At 69.8% G+C, this 16,218-nt stretch carries 14 protein-coding genes; 5 read left to right on the plus strand and 9 right to left on the minus strand.

What is annotated here, in order from left to right:
• Nucleotides 1–2: 2 nt before the first annotated feature.
• From BCO18175_RS38305 to BCO18175_RS38325, 5 genes are all read left to right on the plus strand, one after another.
• A complete protein-coding gene (locus BCO18175_RS38305) occupies nt 3–959 on the plus strand; it encodes an alpha/beta fold hydrolase (RefSeq protein ID WP_174988822.1) in 957 nt (318 codons plus the stop codon).
• Nucleotides 960–1,124: 165 nt separating this feature from the next.
• Complete coding sequence (locus tag BCO18175_RS38310) at nt 1,125–2,546, plus strand: coniferyl aldehyde dehydrogenase (RefSeq protein WP_174988824.1); 1,422 nt, start codon at nt 1,125–1,127, stop codon at nt 2,544–2,546.
• 29 nt (nt 2,547–2,575) lie between these two features.
• Nucleotides 2,576–4,246 carry a GMC family oxidoreductase gene (locus BCO18175_RS38315; RefSeq protein ID WP_174988826.1) on the plus strand — a complete coding sequence of 557 codons (1,671 nt, stop codon included), beginning with the start codon at nt 2,576–2,578 and terminating at the stop codon, nt 4,244–4,246.
• Between the two features lie 129 nt (nt 4,247–4,375).
• Nucleotides 4,376–6,067 (plus strand): long-chain fatty acid--CoA ligase, encoded by a 1,692-nt coding sequence (locus BCO18175_RS38320; protein WP_174988828.1) that lies wholly within the window; start codon nt 4,376–4,378, stop codon nt 6,065–6,067.
• A gap of 243 nt (nt 6,068–6,310) precedes the next feature.
• Nucleotides 6,311–7,036 carry a hypothetical protein gene (locus tag BCO18175_RS38325; protein WP_174988830.1) on the plus strand — a complete coding sequence of 242 codons (726 nt, stop codon included), beginning with the start codon at nt 6,311–6,313 and terminating at the stop codon, nt 7,034–7,036.
• A gap of 206 nt (nt 7,037–7,242) precedes the next feature.
• Here BCO18175_RS38325 and BCO18175_RS38330 read toward each other — a convergent pair whose 3' ends face one another.
• The 9 genes from BCO18175_RS38330 to BCO18175_RS38370 all read right to left on the minus strand — a co-directional run bounded on the left by BCO18175_RS38330 (nt 7,243) and on the right by BCO18175_RS38370 (nt 16,202).
• The gene (locus BCO18175_RS38330; RefSeq protein ID WP_174968554.1) at nt 7,243–7,986 is read right to left on the minus strand and encodes a hypothetical protein; all 744 of its coding nucleotides are present in this window, start codon (nt 7,984–7,986) and stop codon (nt 7,243–7,245) included.
• Nucleotides 7,987–8,038: 52 nt separating this feature from the next.
• Nucleotides 8,039–8,479, minus strand: coding sequence for a hypothetical protein (locus BCO18175_RS38335; protein WP_174988832.1), 441 nt, complete (start codon nt 8,477–8,479; stop codon nt 8,039–8,041).
• Between the two features lie 58 nt (nt 8,480–8,537).
• Nucleotides 8,538–10,001, minus strand: coding sequence for an efflux transporter outer membrane subunit (locus BCO18175_RS38340; protein WP_174988834.1), 1,464 nt, complete (start codon nt 9,999–10,001; stop codon nt 8,538–8,540).
• An 11-nt stretch (nt 10,002–10,012) separates the two neighbouring features.
• Nucleotides 10,013–10,927 carry a biotin/lipoyl-binding protein gene (locus BCO18175_RS38345; RefSeq protein ID WP_174968551.1) on the minus strand — a complete coding sequence of 305 codons (915 nt, stop codon included), beginning with the start codon at nt 10,925–10,927 and terminating at the stop codon, nt 10,013–10,015.
• A 20-nt stretch (nt 10,928–10,947) separates the two neighbouring features.
• Entirely contained in the window at nt 10,948–11,142 is a 195-nt protein-coding gene (locus BCO18175_RS38350) for a DUF1656 domain-containing protein (RefSeq protein ID WP_089429479.1), read from the minus strand.
• A complete protein-coding gene (locus BCO18175_RS38355; RefSeq protein WP_174988835.1) occupies nt 11,132–13,234 on the minus strand; it encodes an FUSC family protein in 2,103 nt (700 codons plus the stop codon). Before BCO18175_RS38355 ends, BCO18175_RS38350 begins: the two co-directional genes overlap by 11 nt.
• 100 nt (nt 13,235–13,334) lie before the next feature.
• Nucleotides 13,335–14,258, minus strand: coding sequence for a LysR family transcriptional regulator (locus BCO18175_RS38360; RefSeq protein WP_174974659.1), 924 nt, complete (start codon nt 14,256–14,258; stop codon nt 13,335–13,337).
• A 123-nt stretch (nt 14,259–14,381) separates the two neighbouring features.
• Nucleotides 14,382–14,909, minus strand: coding sequence for a flavin reductase family protein (locus BCO18175_RS38365; RefSeq protein ID WP_174988837.1), 528 nt, complete (start codon nt 14,907–14,909; stop codon nt 14,382–14,384).
• Between the two features lie 66 nt (nt 14,910–14,975).
• Nucleotides 14,976–16,202: an FAD-dependent monooxygenase gene (locus BCO18175_RS38370; protein ID WP_174988839.1), complete on the minus strand. Its 1,227-nt coding sequence runs from the start codon at nt 16,200–16,202 to the stop codon at nt 14,976–14,978.
• Nucleotides 16,203–16,218 lie beyond the last annotated feature (16 nt).

Genomic DNA, 16,218 nt, shown 5'->3' on the forward strand with positions numbered 1-16,218 from the left:
TCATGACGATTCATTCCATGGAAGCGGTGCAGGACGCGTTCTGCGACCTGCCGGGCGGCGTGCGTCTCTGCTATCGCACCTACGGGCCCGACAACGGCGAGCCATTGCTGCTGATTGCGGGCATGACGCTGCAGTTGACCTTCTGGCCGCCTGCGCTGATCGACGCGCTGATTCAAAGCGGCTATCGCGTGATCGTGTTCGACAATCGCGATGTCGGCCGCTCGTCTCGCATCGCGCGGCCGGGGCCGAGCGTGCTCCGGCAGTTCCTCCGCCAGCCCGTCAAGGACGGTTATGACCTGGAAGACATGGCCCAGGACACGATCGGCCTGCTCGACAGCCTGCAGGTGGCGCGCGTGCACGTCGTCGGCATGTCGATGGGTGGCATGATCGGGCAGGTGCTCGCCGCGCGCTATCCGCAGCGCGTGCTGTCGCTGACCTCCATCATCTCGACGACCGGTGCGCGCAATGTCGGGCAGCCGGCCATGTCCAGCATGCTGATGCTCACCGCGCCGCCGCCCCGCACGCGCGAAGCGGCCGTGGAGCAATACAGCCGGATCATGGCTCACATCGGCGCGCAGGCGTACCCCGCGGACGACGCGGCACGGCGCGCGTATGCGGCCCACGCGTGGGATCGCGGCCAGCAGGCGCGCGACCACGAGAGCACGACCCGACAGATCGGCGCGATCATCAACTCGGGGGACCGCACCGAGGAGATCCGGCGGATCCAGGCGCCCACGCTGGTCGTGCACGGCGATCGGGACCTGCTGGTCGCGCCCAGCGGCGGTGTCGCGACCGCTGCGGCCATCGCGGGCGCGGACATGGTCACGGTGCGCGGCATGGGGCATGACATTCCCGAGGGCGTCGTGCCGCTGCTGACGAGCCTGATCGATGGCCATATCCGGCGCCGTGCGACGCGTGCTGCCGCGGAGCCCGTGCGCACCGGCCGGCACATTGCCTGAGCCGGTTCGCCCGCGGCACGCGATCCGCGCGTGACGTCGGGAAGCAGCGCTCGCGCCATCGCCGGCCGCCGAACCGGCCCGCGGCAGCGTGAAGACCGAGAACATTTGCAAGACGCTTGTCGTGATGCGACGCGATCGCATGAGCGGCAAGCCGTAGGAGACACCATGCATCAAGGCTACCCGACCGACCTTGCGGCCCGCTTCGAGCGCCAGCGCCGCGCCTTCGCACTGGAGCCGAACCCGGCGCTGGCCACCCGGCTCGCGCGCCTCGAACGGCTGGCTGCGTGGCTCGATGCGCATGAGCACGCCATCGTGCGCGCCATCGATGCCGATTTTCACGGCCGCTCCGCGCACGAGACGCGGCTGGCGGAGGTGTTCATCGTGCATGCGGGCATCCGGCACGCGCGCCGGCACCTGAAACACTGGATGCGGGCGCGCCGCGTGCCGACCGCACTGCATTTCCGCCCCGGCCACAACCGGCTGATGCCGCAACCGCTGGGCGTGACGGGCATCATCTCGCCGTGGAACTACCCGCTGCAGCTGTCGCTCGGGCCCGCACTCGCGGCGCTCGCCGCCGGCAATCGTGTATTGATCAAGCCGTCCGAGCTCACGCCCGCGCTGTCCGACCTGCTCGTGTCGATGGCGCGCGAGACCTTTGCGCCGGACGAACTCGATGTCGTGGTGGGCGACGTCGAACTCGGCAAGGCGTTCGCCGGCCTGCCGTTCGATCATCTGTTCTTCACCGGCTCGACCCAGGTGGGGCGTGACGTCGCGCAGGCGGCCGCGGCCAACCTGACATCCGTGACGCTCGAGCTCGGCGGCAAGTCGCCGGCGATCCTCGATGCGTCGTGCAACGTCGAGGTCGCCGCGCAGCGCCTCGCGTTCGGCAAGCTGCTGAACGCGGGCCAGACCTGCGTCGCGCCCGATTACCTGCTCGTACCCGCCGGAACGGCCGACAGCGTCGCATCGCAGCTGGCGCGCGCCGTCACGCGCCTGTATCCGACGCTCGCGGCCAATCCCGACTACACGGCCATCATCAGCGAGCGCCACCGCGCACGCCTCGCCGGCATGGTCGACGAAGCACGCCGGGCGGGCGCGCGCATCGTCGAAGTCAATCCCGCCGGCGAATCGTTCGGCACGTCGTCGCGCAAGTTCGTGCCCACGATCGTGATCGGCGCACCGGCCGACACGCGGCTGATGAACGAAGAGATCTTCGGCCCCGTGCTGCCGATCGTCGAATACGCGAATCTGGACGATGCACTGGCGTACATCCGGAGCCGCGCGCGGCCGCTCGCGTTGTACTGGTTCGGCGAAGACGCGGCGCGGCGCGATCGCGTGCTGCGCGAAACGGTGTCCGGCGGCGTCACGATCAACGATTGCCTGTGGCATCTGGTGCAGGAGAACCAGCCGTTCGGCGGCGTCGGGCAGAGCGGCATGGGTGCCTATCACGGCCAGTGGGGCTTCGACACCTTCAGCAAACTGAAGCCGGTGTTTCACCAGACCCGCTGGAACGGCGCCGTGCTGTTCCATCCGCCGTACGGCCGAACCTTCGACCTGCTGCTGCGTACGCTGTCGCGTCTCGCGTGACTTCCGAATCCTGTATCGAGAGAAATGCCATGAATCATGAGTTCGACTACATCGTCGTGGGCGGCGGCTCGGGCGGCTGCGTGGTGGCAGAACGCCTGACCGAGGACCCGAACGCCACGGTCTGCCTGCTGGAAGCGGGCGGCAGCGGCGACGGCATGGTGATCAACGTTCCGGCCGGCATGGTCGCGATGCTGCCGACCCGCCTCAACAACTGGGCATTCGACACGGTGCCGCAGCGCGGGCTCGGCGGGCGCGTCGGCTATCAGCCGCGCGGCAAGGCGCTGGGCGGCTCGTCCGCGATCAACGCGATGGTCTACATTCGCGGCCATCGCAGCGACTACGACACGTGGGCCGCGCTCGGCAATCCCGGCTGGTCGTACGACGAAGTGCTGCCTTACTTTCGCCTGAGCGAGCACAACGAGCGCATCAACGATGCGTGGCACGGCCAGGACGGCCCGCTGTGGGTCAGCGACCTGCGCTCCGACAACCCGTTCCAGGCGCGCTTCCTGACCGCGGCCCGCCAGGCGGGCTTGCCGCTGACGGACGATTTCAACGGCGCGCAGCAGGAAGGCGTCGGCATCTACCAGGTCACGCAGAAGCAGGGCGAACGGTGGAGCGCGGCGCGCGGCTATCTGCTCCCGCACGTCGGCAAGCGCGCCAATCTCGCCGTCGAGACGCACGCGCAGGTCCGGCGCATCCTGTTCGAGGGCAAGCGCGCCGTCGGCGTGGAGGTGCTGCAGAAAGGCACGCTGAGGACCTTCCGTGCACGGCGCGAGGTGGTGCTGGCCGCAGGCGCGCTGCAGACGCCGCAACTGCTGATGCTGTCCGGCATCGGCCCGGCGGACGAACTGGCGCGCGTCGGCATCGACACGCTGCACCACCTGCCCGGCGTGGGCCGCAACCTGCAGGATCACCCGGACTTCATCCTCAGCTACCGCACGCGCAGCCTCGATACGATGGGCGTCTCGGTGGGCGGCAGCGCGCGGATGCTGCGCGAGATCATGCGCTTCCGCCGTGAGCGGCGCGGCATGCTGACGTCGAATTTCGCGGAAGGCGGCGCGTTCCTCAAGACGCAACCGGGCCTCGATGCCCCCGACATTCAGCTGCATTTCCTGGTCGCCCTGGTCGACGATCATGCGCGGCGCATGCACCTCGGCCATGGGCTGTCCTGCCACGTGTGCCTGCTGCGCCCGCGCAGCCGCGGCACGGTCGCGCTGCGCAGCCGCGACCCCGCCGCCGCGCCGCTGATCGATCCCGCGTTCCTCGACGACCCGCGCGACCTGGAGGACATGGTGGCCGGCTTCAAGATCACGCGCGGCCTCATGGAGGCGCCCGCGCTCGCGGAGTGGATCACGAAGGACATGTTCACGCGCGACGTGCACAGCGACGACGAGATCCGGGCGGTGCTGCGTCGGCGCGCGGACACCGTCTATCACCCGGTCGGCACGTGCCGGATGGGACAGGACGCGATGGCCGTGGTCGATCCGCAACTGCGCGTGCATGGTGTCGACGGGCTGCGCGTCGTCGATGCATCGGTGATGCCGACGCTGATCGGCGGCAATACCAATGCGCCCACCATCATGATCGCGGAGAAGGCGGTCGACCTGATGCGCGGCGTCAGCCGGGTAGCGTCCGCGGCGTGCGCGACAGCGGCGGAAACGCACCGCTTCACGACGTCGGGCATCGAGACCGGTCGATAGGTGGAAGGTCCGGCTGCTGTCGGCGTCGGACTATCCCCCGGTCAAACGAACACGTTCATGCAGCGTCGGGACGACCGGTCCCGCTGATGCCTTTCATCACCCGCAGTTTTGACGAAGAGTTGCCGAACCATGTCTGCCATCCGATCGCCATTCTGGCCCGCGCACCTGGCCACGCGTCAGGCGCCGCCCGCGACCCACCTGTTCCGGCACGTGGAGGCCGCGGCGGCGCGCCACCCGGACAAGCCGTTCATCCTGTTCTACGACACGCCCGTCTCGTTCGCGCGCTTCCAGCGCGAAGCCGAGCACGTGGCGGGCTTCCTGCAGCAACGGTGCGGGGTGAAGGCGGGCGACCGCGTGCTCCTGGACATGCAGAACAGCCCGCAATGGATGATCGCGTACTACGGCATCCTGCGCGCGAACGCGGTGGTCGTGCCGGTCAATCCGATGAACGTGACCGACGAGCTGGCGCACTACATCGAGGACAGCGGCGCGAGCACGGCGTTCGTCGCGCAGGACCTGTATCCGCGCATCGCGCCGCTCGTGGGCGGCGCGGGCGGCCTCGCGAACGTCGTCGTGGCGACGTATGGCGATTACGTGGCGCAACCGTCGGCCGTCGCGGTGCCCGACTTCGTCGCGGCGCCGCGCCACGTCGACGGGCCCGGCGTGGTGCACTGGTGCGATGCGCTCGCCGAACAGCTGGCGCCGGGCGAGCTGACGGCGGGCCCCGACGACATCTGCCTGATGCCTTATACGTCCGGCACGACGGGCAAGCCGAAAGGCTGCGTGCACACGCATCGCAGCGTCATGTGCACGGCGGCCGGCTTCGTCGACTGGTTCGACGATCCCGAGGACGCGATCCACCTGGCCATGCTGCCGCTGTTCCATGTCACCGGCATGCAGGGCGGGCTGAACGGCCCGCTGTATCGCGGCTCGACCGTGGTCGTGCTGCCGCGCTGGGATCGCGATGCCGCGGGCCGCGCGATCGGCCGCAACCGCGTCACCGTGTGGCAGTCGATCTCGACGATGATGGTGGATTTCCTGTCGAACCCGAACCTGCACGAATACGACCTGTCGAGCCTGCGCTCGATGCGCGGCGGTGGCGCGGCGATGCCGGACGCGATCGCCCGGAAGCTCAAGGACACGGTCGGGCTCGAATACGTCGAAGGCTATGGGATGTCGGAAACGATCGCCGCGACGCACATCAATCCGCCGGCGCGTCCCAAGGCGCAATGCCTCGGCATCCCCGTGTTCGACGTCGATGCGCGGATCGTCGATCCGGTCACGTTCCAGCCCGTGCCGCAAGGGGAGGCGGGCGAGATCGTCATGCATGCGCCGCAACTGATGCAGGGTTACTGGCGCAATCCGGAGGCCACGAAGCAGGCGTTCGTCGAGATCGACGGCAAGCGCTTCCTGCGCACCGGCGATCTCGGCCGCATCGACGAGGACGGTTACTTCTTCATGGCCGACCGGCTGAAGCGGATGATCAACGCGTCGGGCTACAAGGTGTGGCCGGCGGAAGTCGAGACGATGATGTACCGCCATCCGGCAATCAAGGAAGTGTGCGTGATCGGCACGCGCAGTGCGCATCGCGGCGAGACGGTCAAGGCATTCGTCGTGCTCGATCCGGCGTACCCCGACGGCGTGACGCCCGACGACGTGGTGGCGTGGGCGCGCGATCATATGGCGTCCTACAAGGTTCCGCGCATCGTCGAATTCGTCGAGTCGCTGCCGAAATCCGGCTCCGGAAAGATCATGTGGCGGGAGTTGCAGGAAAGGGAGGAGGCGGCGGCCGCCGGCACCGAGGGAAACGCAGTGGCATGACGGGCGTGCCGTGTTCGGTCGCCCGAGGGGTATCCGTCGAGCGGCGACCGGAATGAAGCAGACACGAGGGGATTCCCTCGTGTCTTACGTCGATTTCATGTTTGTCATATCGACCTATTATTATAAATGTGGACTACTGATCGGGCGGCCCCGTTTGGGGTGTCGCGCGATCGGGCCTGTCACTGTCTATCGAATGGTTCCCGGTGCGGGAACCGGCATGGTGTGCGGAGAAAGAGAATGGGAATGAAGAACGATTCGAACAAGGTCATGCGCTTCACGGCATGGAGCGCGATCATCGGCGGCCTGCTGGCGTATGCGAACGTGGGGCTGGTGTCGATGGTGGCCGGTTCGGATACCGGCATGTTGCTTCACGGTGCGACGATGCTGAGCCTGCCGTCGGAAACACGCGATCTGTTTCGCTTGTCGATGCTCGCCGACGTGTTCGGCTTCTATCTGCCGGTGCTCGTCATCGGCGGGTACTTTCTGCACGTCTTCAAGGAGGAACTCGGCGCGCTCGGCTACATGGTTGCGTTCGGCATCGGGTTGTACGCGGTGCTCGGCGTGACCGGTGCGGCGCTCCAGCTGTCGGTGCTCGGTCCGCTGGCGCAAATGCATGCGGGCGGAGACGACGCAACACGGGCTGCGGCCGCTACCGCGTGGGCGACCGTCGCCAACGGCACGCAAAGCGGGCTGTGGTGGTCCGAAGGCCCGCTGGTGTTCTTCTGGGCGCCGATCGTCGCCAATCAGTTGAAGAAGGCCGGATGGCACGGGGCGTTCCTGCTGAAGATCGTTGCCTGGTTTTTCGCGATCATCTTCGTCTCCGGGTTCTTCCCCGAATTCGAAGCCGTGACGGGGGCGAGCGAGATCGTCGTCGTTCTCGTCCTGCCGGTGTGGATGATGTGGTTCGGCTGGCAGTTGCTGCGCCGTGCAAGCCGGAGCGCGAAAGCGGGCGCGTTCGTGGCCGGGTAACGGAGTGGTGCCGATACCGGGGTCCCGGTCACGCATCTCGGGAGAGGCCGCTGCATCGCACGCCACGCACGCCGCACCGCCACCCGTCGTCGAAGCCGTCCGCTCCCATAACCGGCTCCCTTCGCGCGCTCCCATGAACGGCTCCCATCGGCGACGCCGAAGGCGGCCGTAGCACAAGCATGCAACGCGAGGACGTCGGCGCCGGTCTATCCGCCCGCGACGCAGGCTGCCGCGCCGCGCACCTTCGCCGCCCGCAGGTGCCGGTCGCGATCGGCCAGCCAGTCTTTCCGCTCGCCGCGCCAGCCCACCGCGTGAATCCGGTCCATCTGGCGCGCGGCGACGGTTGCCGCGCAGGCGAGGCCGGAGAGCGGGATATCGAGCAGGCGCCAGTGGCCGGCATGCGGCGTATCGACCCCGCGGAATGCCCCCGCGAGTGGCGCCAGCGAATCGAGCGTGGCGCCGTGTCCGCTTCCGCATGCATTCGAAATGCTGTCCAGCCGAAGCTGGTCGCGCGATACCGGATCGGCGAGCGCGCTGGTCTGCCCGATGCCCAGCCCGATCGGGCCACGGGCGATCGCGATGACGATCCAGATCCCGGCGTGGCCGACCACGACGTCGAGCCCATCCAGCACGTCGCAGCCCGCGACCGCGATATGGTCGGCATCGCGGTCGATCAGCGTCAGCTCGTCGGCCGCGCGGCCGGCCAGCGTTCCCAGGATCGCGCGCAGCGCGGACCGGCCGATCGCGAAGCGGCGGCCGTGCGCGCGATTCGGATGCGTCCTGGCGCGCCGCAGCTCCGTCTTCGACAGGTAGAGATGGCCCCGCTCGCTGGTGACGAGCTGCCATTCGCCGCGCAGTCGCCACAACAGGATTTCGCCGGGAGCGGGGAGCCGTGACGGACATGACGCAAGCGTGTGCGAGCCCGTGATCGTCAGGGTGGGATAGCGCATGCCGGCCCTCGTGTCGGTGGTGAATTCAACATGGCCCGGCGTGCCGGTCGCGTCATGCCTGTTGTCCGGCCTGCCGTGCATCATTCCCCGCATGCTGCCGCGTGAGCCGCGCGGCGAGCGAGACGGCCTGCCCGAACGACGCCACCGCATGGTGCGGAATCCCGAATGCCTTGACGGCGACCTCGCCCTGAGCGGCCACTTCCGCGCGACGGCCGGGATCGGGTTCGACGCTGACGAGCGCCTTGCAGACGGCGCCCAACGCCTCCTTGTTCTGCTTGAGCCAGACCGCGCGATGCTTGCGGTCGTCGTGGCTCTCGTCGGTATCGAGCTCGATGTAGACGATCACGAACGGCTCGCCGTGGCGCATCAGCGTGTCGATCTCGCCTTCCCAACGCGGCGCGTAGCCCGGTATCGCGTGTTCGGGGCGAAACACGCAGACCGGAAAGAGATGGATGTCGTGTAACGCGAAATCGTTCGGATTGAGAGCGGTCATCGAGGTTTCTCCGGTGGATGAGCGACGCCGAAGCGTCGGGGCGGCCGCGCGGCGGCAATCAATGCGTATGCGCTTGCGTTGCGCCGGCCTGCGCGACCGGCGGCGCGTCGCGCCAGCCGACGCCGAGCGACTTGTAGAGCGCGATCGCGCCTTGCACCTGCGCGAGCCGGCTGAGTGCGAGCGCATCGCGTGCGCGGTACGTCGCGCGTTGCGCGGTGAGTACCGACAGGTATTCGCCGAGGCCGTTGCGGTACAGCCGCGTGGCGCGCGACTGCGCGTCCTGGCTGCTGTCGACCGCCGCGGCGAGCATGGCCTGCTGGTCGCGTGCGGCGCCGATCGCAACCAGTGCGTCCTCGACATCGCGAAACGCGCTGCGGATGCGCTGTTCGTATGCGAGCCGTGCGGCCTCGGCCGCCGCGCGCGCGGCGTCGACGCCGGCTTTCGCGCGGCCGCCGTCGTACAGCGTCTGCGTGCCGTCGAGCGCGACCGACCATGCGACGCTGGCGCCCGAGAACAGGTCCTGTACGAGGCTCGCCGTCGTGCCGAGGCTCAGCGGAATCGCGAAATGCGGAAACTGCTCGGCGCGTGCGACGCCGATCTGCGCGGTCGCGGCGGCAAGCCGCCGTTCGGCGGCGCGAATGTCGGGGCGCTCGCGGATCACGTCCGACGGCAGCGTGACGGGCAACGCGGGCGCGACCGGCAGTGTCGCGCCGGGCGCGCTCAGCGTGTCGCGCAGCGTTTCCGGAAAACCGCCGACGAGCACGCCGATCGCGTGCGCGAGCCGCGCGACGTCCTGATGCAGCGGCGGCAACGTCGCCTGCGCGAGCTGCAGCTCGGCCCGCGCCTGCGCGACCGCGAACGACGTGCCGAGGCCGCGCCGGTTCGATTGCTCGGTCAGGCGGCGCGTGGCGTCGAGGCTCGCGACGTTGTCCGTCGCGATCCGCAGCCGCTCCTGGGTCGCGCGCAGCGCCGCGTAATCCGACGCGAGTTCGGCCAGCAGGCTCACGAGGATCGCGTGGCGATCGTCGTCGAGCGCATCGATCTGCGCATCGGCCGATTCGACCGCGCGTCGCGTGCCGCCGAACAGGTCGAGTTCCCATGACGCATCGAAACCGAGCCGGTAGGTGCGCGACTGGCCGATGCCGGGTGGCCATTCGAGCGCCCGTGACGAACGGATCGCATCGGCGTTTCCGCCCGCCGTCACGGTCGGGCCGAGGCGGCTCGCGATCTGGTCGCGTTCGGCGCGCGCCTGCAGCAACCGTTGGCGCGCGATCGCGAGATCCTGGTTGTGCGCGATCGCCTGCGCGACCAGCGCGTCGAGCTGAGCATCGCCGAACGCGCGCCACCAGTCCTGCAACTGCGCGGGATCGGTGGCCACCGTGTCACGCGGTGCGATCCAGCCGGGCGGATGTGCGGGCTGCGGCGCCACGTAATCGGGGCCGACCGTCGTGCACGCGGCCAGCGCACATGAGCAGGCCGCGACGAAGGCGCGCGCGGAGCGTGGAAGGAGCAGGCATCGCATCGTCGCCACCTTCACATCCACGCGTGCAGCCACGACGCGAGCCGGCCGCGCGGCGTGCGCTCGCGCCCGCGTTCACCGACTTCGACGCTGCACGTCATGCCTGCCGCCAGCAATACGCCGGCCGGCACCTGGTCGATCTCGATGCGCACCGGAATGCGCTGCGCGAGCCGCACCCAGCTGAAGGTCGGATTGACGGCCGGCAGGCCGAGCTCGTCGAGCGTGCCGTTCTCGTCCGCGATGCCGCGGCCGATGCTCGTCACGTGTCCGCTCAGCAGCGGATCGAAGCCCATCAGCCGGATCGACGCGGGCGCGCCCGTCGCGATGCGGCGCAGCTTGGTCTCCTCGAAATAGCCGGTGATCCAGAAGCTGTGTGCGTCGAGCACCGAGATGCCGGGCTTGCCCTCGACCGCGTAGTCGCCGTGACGCAGGCGCAGCTGCGTCACGTAGCCGTCAACCGGCGAGCGTAGCGTCGTGCGTTCGAGGTCGAGCTTCGCGACGTCGAGCGCGGCCAGCGCCTTGCGGTGCTCGGCCTGCGCGATCGACACCGCGCGACTCGAACGCTGGATATCCTCGCGCGGCACGAGATCGTCGAGCCCGGTTCGCCGCTGCGCTTCGTCGCGCTTCTGGCGCATCGACTCGGCGGTCGCGGCGACCTGCGCTTCTGCTTGCTCCACCGCCAGCGCGAAGCGCTGCGGATCGATCCGGTACAGCACGTCGCCTTTCGCGACGCGCTGGTTGTCGACCACCGCGACTTCGACGACGGTGCCCGACACTTCGGGCGCGATCCGCACGACGTGCGCGCTCACGCGCGCGTCACGCGTCCACGGCGCGAGGACGTACGCGTGCCAGAGCGCGGCGACCAGCACGATCGCGACGGCCACCGTGGCGAGCGTCAGCAGGGAGCGGGTAAGGGGTTTGAGCGACATGACGCGATACGTTCCGACGGCTAGAAGTAGAGGATCAGCGTGGCGACCAGCACGAGCGAAATCGCGAACTCGAACAGCGCCGGATGCCACACGCGGCGCAGCACGCCGAGCCGGGCGAGCAGCGCGCGCACGGCCATGTAGAGCGGCACGGTCGCGCACGCATAGACGAAAAACGGCGGCAGGTAGATGCCGGCCAGCGGAAATTCACTGAGCATCGGGGGCACGCTCCGGAACGACGGTGAAATAGGCGGCGTACGTGTGCAGCAGCACGTAGACGTCGGCGAACGCGGCCATCAGCCACTTCAGTTCGGTGTTGCCCGGCTGCGCGGCGGCGAGGCCGGCGAGGGCGTGCGCGGCGCGCCGTGCATGCCGGGCCGCGCGTGCGGGCGCCGCCGCGTGCCGCGCGAGGCCGGCGAGCCCTGCGCGTACGCGGCGCTGTGCGGCGTCGGGCAAGCCGTCACGCGCGGCGCCGCGGCGGATCCGCAGCAGTTCCTTGCCGACGTGCAGCGCCGCGAGCGCCTCGATGCTCGCCTGCGTCATCGCGGCCGGCTGGCCGGCGAGCAGTGCGCCGAGCTGCGCGATGCGGTGCTGCTGGCGCTGCTGCCAGCCCGCCGCCATGACGCGCCTGCCGGCCACGAGTGCGAGCGTGTCGTCGCGGATCGTGCGGCGCAGCCGCGTCGCGTCGGTGGCCAGGTTGCGCGGCAGGATCAAGCGGAACGTGAGCAGCGTGAGGAACGTGGCGAGTACCCACGCGACCGACTGGTTGAGGAACAGCGCGACGTCGGGGCGGAACGGATTGGTCGCGCCGGTCAGCGTGTTGAATGCGACGAGATACGCGAGCCCCGCGAGCGCGGTCTTCGGCACGCTCGTCGCATAGATGCCTGGCATCCAGAACAGCGCGAGCGCGACGACGAGCAACGGAAAGCCCTCGATGCGCGGCAGGATGCCGAACGCGCACACGAACGCGGCCGGCACGGCGAGCACGGTGCCCTTGATGAACGCCTGCGCGCCGGCGGCCGGGTTGCCGGCGGTCGCGAGCAGCGCGCAGTACGGTGCGACGACGAGCAGCATCATGTCGCCCTGGTTCCAGCCGGTCGCGAGCCAGAACGCGCCCGAGATCACGATCGCGCACGCGGCACGCACGCCGTTGCGCAGGGCCGCGCCCGTGTCGCGGTAAAAGCGCACCCGTGCGGGCCGGTAGCCCGGCCGCGGGCGCTGCAATTCGACGAGGCCGCCCAGTGCCGCGCAGTAGTCGTCGATCTGTTCGATCAGCCGCTCGCCGGCGATCAGCAACGCCGCGTCGTCGCGCGGATGGCCGAGCGCGATGCCGTCGAGCGCGGCGCGCAGGCGTTCGCGCGCGTCGCCCAGCAGCACGAGCGCGTGCGCCGCGCCGCCGGGGCCGTCGCCCAATGCGTCGGCGGCGGCCTGCCACGCAGCCGCGAGACGAGGCTGCAACGACGCGACCGCGTGCGCGCCGGGACTGTCGGCCGGCAGCGGCGGCATGCCGCCCGCGAGTGCGCCGAACAGCGACGCCATCCCGTGCCGCACGGCGGCCGCGCGCTGCGCGAGATCTTCCGATTCGGCCTTGCCGAGCGCGAGCAGATCGTCGATGCCGTAGATGCCGGCGAACAGCGCGTGCCGCTTGTCGTCGGCGGGCGCCGCCGCGAGGCCGTTGCGCTGCGCGGCGATGACTCGCGCGACGTCGGCCGTGACGCGCGCCACCAGCGCTTCGAGCTTCGCGTGCACGTCGCGCGTGCCGAGCAGCATCGACACGAGGCTCAGGCACAGCACGCCGATCGCGACCGTGGAGCCACGCCCGATCACGTGCTCGAAGGTCAGCTCGGGATGCTGCATCGCGCCGTAGGTCGCGAGGCCGATCGTGTAGCCGGCCACCACGGTGCCCGACGCGCGGAAGTGCCGCAGCAGCGTCATGCCCGCGACGCAGACGCCGAGCCAGAACGCGAAGCCGAGGATGAACAGCAGCGGTTGCTGCGCGAAGCAGCCCATCAGCACGAACGCGACGACCATCCCCGCGATCGTCCCGACCACGCGCCATACGCCCTTGCCGATCACGGCGCCCTGGACGGGATTGATCACGAGCAGCACGGTCGACGCGGCCGAGTACGGGGTTTCCAGTTCGAGCAGGTACGCGACGCCGAGCGCAAGTGCGGCGGCAATGACCGAGCGCGCGACATACGCGCCGCGCGGCGTGAAGATGTCGATGCGTGCGATCAGCGCCGCGGCCGCGCGATTCAGGCGGCGGGGCGGCGCCGCGACGGCGCGCGTCTGATCTGCTGCTTCATGCACTGCGCTCGCTCCATGAGAAAGGACGAAGCCAGTCTACGGTCGAGCCATGCATGCGGAACAGTGACGTCTTTGCATTCGACGAGTGCGTGCGGCGCATGCGTCATGCGTGCGGCGGATGCAGTGCTGGCTGGCCGATGCACAGTCCGCGCACGACACGCCGCAACCACTGGTGCGCGGGGTCGCTCTGGAAGCGCGGATGCCACGCCTGCGTGATCAGCACGGTTTCGAGCGGCACCGGCAGTTCGAACGATCGCACGCCGAGCCCGGCCCGCACTGCGCCGCGCGCGAGATGCTCGGGCAGCGGCAGGATCAGGTCCGACGCCTGCAGCGCGAAGATCGCCGCGTACGGCGTCGGCACGACGAGCAGCACGTGCCGCGCAAGCCCGCGCGCGGTGAGCGCGTCGTCGATCGGCCCCACCGACTTGCCGCGCCGCGATACGCCGATATGCGGCCAGCGCGCGAAGCGCTCGGGCGTGATGTCGTCGTCGAAGATCGGGTGGTCGTGGCGCGCGAGACCGACGAACGTCGTCGTGAACAGCGGCTGCACGCGGATCTCCGGCCCGAGGCGGCGCGACGCGCTGATGAACAGGTCGATGCGGCCGCTGCGCAACGCGTCGTCGTCCACGTCGTCTTCCTCGGGCATGAAGCGCAGCATCGCGCGCGGCATCCCGCGCGCCATCTCCTCGAGCAGGCGGCTGCTGTGCAGCCCGACGAAGATGTCGTTCGCCCGCACGTTGAACTGCTTGTCGAGCATGCCGAGATCGATTTCCGCGGACGGGGCGAGTAACTGCGACGCGCGCTCCACGGTTTCGCGGACGACGCCGCGCAGTTCGAGCGCGCGCGGCGTCGGCACCATCTTGCGGCCGGCCTGCACGAAGATCGGGTCGCCGACCGTTTCGCGGATGCGCGCGAGCGTGCGGCTCATCGCGGGCGGGCTGAGGTTCATGCGGCGTGCGGCGCCGACGACGCTGCCCTCTTCGAGTAGCGCGTCGAGCGAAATCAGCAGGTTCAGGTCGGGTGCCATCGGCTTCTCCGTTTCATCGCGTGCATGCGGCGCAATGGTAGTGCGGGATACGCGCGCGCAGGGTGACTGCAGCGCACGCAACGATTGCGTGCGGCATCACGCGTGACGCACGCATCGAGGGTGTCATTGGCCGGTACCGGCATCGGGCGGCAGCGAGCGGACGGCGGCGAACGCGCCGTTCACGTACATCAGCGGGTTCACGTCGTCGGACATCGCGACGCGCGTGACCCGTCCGATCAGGATCGAATGCGAGCCGACCTCGACCTGCTCGAGCGTGTCGCAGAAGAATGACGTCTGCGCGTTCTCGAGGTAGGGCAGGCCGGTTACCGCGTCGGTGCGCCACGCGTCGTGTGCGAAACGCGCATCGGAGCCCGCCGTGCTGCACGCGAGCGCGAGCGGCACGTGGCAGCTTCGCAGCGCGTTCACGCAGAAGCGCCGGCGGCCGGTGATCGACGCGTGAATGCTGGCGCGCCGGTTGATGCATACCAGCACGGTCGGCGGATCGAGCGCGACCGACGTGAACGAGCTGGCGGTCAGCGCGCACGGTGCGGCCTCGGCGCCGTCGCCGCCGGTCGTGACGATCGTGACGGTGGCGGCCACGCCGCGCATCGCCTGTTTCAATTGCTGCGCAATGTCCACGGTGTTCATCATGATGCGGTCCTGTCACGAGGAGCCCCGGCGCCGCGCAGCTCGCGCCGCGCGGCGCCGGGGCGGGCGTCAAAGCTGGTACGCGTCGGCCCAGGTCCAGTGGTAGGACTTGAAGTCGGCGCGGCGCGACTTGAGCTCGGCGTCGCGCGCCTGCTGCTCGGGGCCGTCGGGCAGGTGGAACACGCCGCCGTTGCCGGCCGACGCAAGCTGGATCCGCGCGCTGCGGTCGATCCGCAAGCGCTGGTACTCGACCAGCGCGGCGCCGAGTGCTTCCTTCGACGCGAGACCGGTCACGCACCGGCCGAGCACGACCGCGTCCTCGAGCGCCTGCGCGGCGCCCTGCGACTGGTACGGCAGCATCGGATGGCACGCGTCGCCGAGCAGGCACACGTTGTCCCACACCCAGCGCGTGAGCGGCTGGCGGTCGTGCAGCGACCAGCGGCTCAGGTCCGACGCGCAACGGATCAGCCCGACGAGGCGCGGATCCCAGCCGTCGAGCTCGACCTCGAGCGTCGCGCGATCGCCCTTGCTGCTCCACGATTCGCGCGTGCTGCCGTCGCCCGGCACGATCACGACGAGGTTCAGCAGCCGGCGATCGCGCACCCAGTAATGGATCGCGTGCCGGCCGGGCCCGAGCCAGATCGTCACCTGCGGTTCCTTGACGATCTCGAACACGGGCGAGCGCGGATCGATCGCATCGACGTCGATCAGCGCGCGATACGCATCGTCGCCGCTGTAGTGCGGCGCGTCGTCGCCGAGCAGCGCGTGGCGCAGCGTCGAGTGAATGCCGTCGGCCGCGACGACGAGATCCGCGCGCCAGCGCGTGCCCGCCGCATCGACGAGCGTCGCGCCGTCCGGCCCGCACGCGTCGAGCCCGCGCACCGCGATGCCGCCGAGTACGGCGACGGGCGGGCCGGCCGTGTACGGGTCGCGCACGGCGTCGAGCAGCGCGGCGTGCAGGTCGGCGCGATGCGCGTTCCAGTACGGTGCGTTGAAGGCGGCCTCGACGTCGTCGCCGAGCGGGAAGGTGCCGAGCAGGCTGCCGTCCTGCCAGCGGCGTCGGATCGTCGCGGTCGGGGCGACGGCGGCCAGCCGCTGGCGGTCGAGCACGCCGAGCGCACGCAGCGCGCGCGTGGCGTTCGGCACGACCTGCAGCCCGGCGCCGACTTCCCGAAACGCCCGGCTTTGCTCGAGGACGGTGACTCGATGGCCGGCGCGGCGCAGCGCGAGCGCGGCGGCCAGGCCGCCGATGCCGGCGCCGACGACGATCGTGTCGAGTGACAGGGACGGTGTCATGGGCGGGTTCGCTGTG

The sequence above is a fragment of the Burkholderia lata genome, from assembly GCF_902499335.1.
In the GTDB taxonomy this organism is placed as follows: domain Bacteria; phylum Pseudomonadota; class Gammaproteobacteria; order Burkholderiales; family Burkholderiaceae; genus Burkholderia; species Burkholderia lata_B.

What these genes read in the sequence shown, in the direction of transcription:
- BCO18175_RS38305 (WP_174988822.1), top strand. Translation starts at nt 3, where the DNA reads ATGACGATTCATTCCATGGAAGCGGTGCAGGACGCGTTCTGCGACCTG.
- BCO18175_RS38310 (WP_174988824.1), top strand. Translation starts at nt 1,125, where the DNA reads ATGCATCAAGGCTACCCGACCGACCTTGCGGCCCGCTTCGAGCGCCAG.
- BCO18175_RS38315 (WP_174988826.1), top strand. Translation starts at nt 2,576, where the DNA reads ATGAATCATGAGTTCGACTACATCGTCGTGGGCGGCGGCTCGGGCGGC.
- BCO18175_RS38320 (WP_174988828.1), top strand. Translation starts at nt 4,376, where the DNA reads ATGTCTGCCATCCGATCGCCATTCTGGCCCGCGCACCTGGCCACGCGT.
- BCO18175_RS38325 (WP_174988830.1), top strand. Translation starts at nt 6,311, where the DNA reads ATGAAGAACGATTCGAACAAGGTCATGCGCTTCACGGCATGGAGCGCG.
- BCO18175_RS38330 (WP_174968554.1), bottom strand. Translation starts at nt 7,986, where the DNA reads ATGCGCTATCCCACCCTGACGATCACGGGCTCGCACACGCTTGCGTCA.
- BCO18175_RS38335 (WP_174988832.1), bottom strand. Translation starts at nt 8,479, where the DNA reads ATGACCGCTCTCAATCCGAACGATTTCGCGTTACACGACATCCATCTC.
- BCO18175_RS38340 (WP_174988834.1), bottom strand. Translation starts at nt 10,001, where the DNA reads ATGCGATGCCTGCTCCTTCCACGCTCCGCGCGCGCCTTCGTCGCGGCC.
- BCO18175_RS38345 (WP_174968551.1), bottom strand. Translation starts at nt 10,927, where the DNA reads ATGTCGCTCAAACCCCTTACCCGCTCCCTGCTGACGCTCGCCACGGTG.
- BCO18175_RS38350 (WP_089429479.1), bottom strand. Translation starts at nt 11,142, where the DNA reads ATGCTCAGTGAATTTCCGCTGGCCGGCATCTACCTGCCGCCGTTTTTC.
- BCO18175_RS38360 (WP_174974659.1), bottom strand. Translation starts at nt 14,258, where the DNA reads ATGGCACCCGACCTGAACCTGCTGATTTCGCTCGACGCGCTACTCGAA.
- BCO18175_RS38365 (WP_174988837.1), bottom strand. Translation starts at nt 14,909, where the DNA reads ATGATGAACACCGTGGACATTGCGCAGCAATTGAAACAGGCGATGCGC.
- BCO18175_RS38370 (WP_174988839.1), bottom strand. Translation starts at nt 16,202, where the DNA reads ATGACACCGTCCCTGTCACTCGACACGATCGTCGTCGGCGCCGGCATC.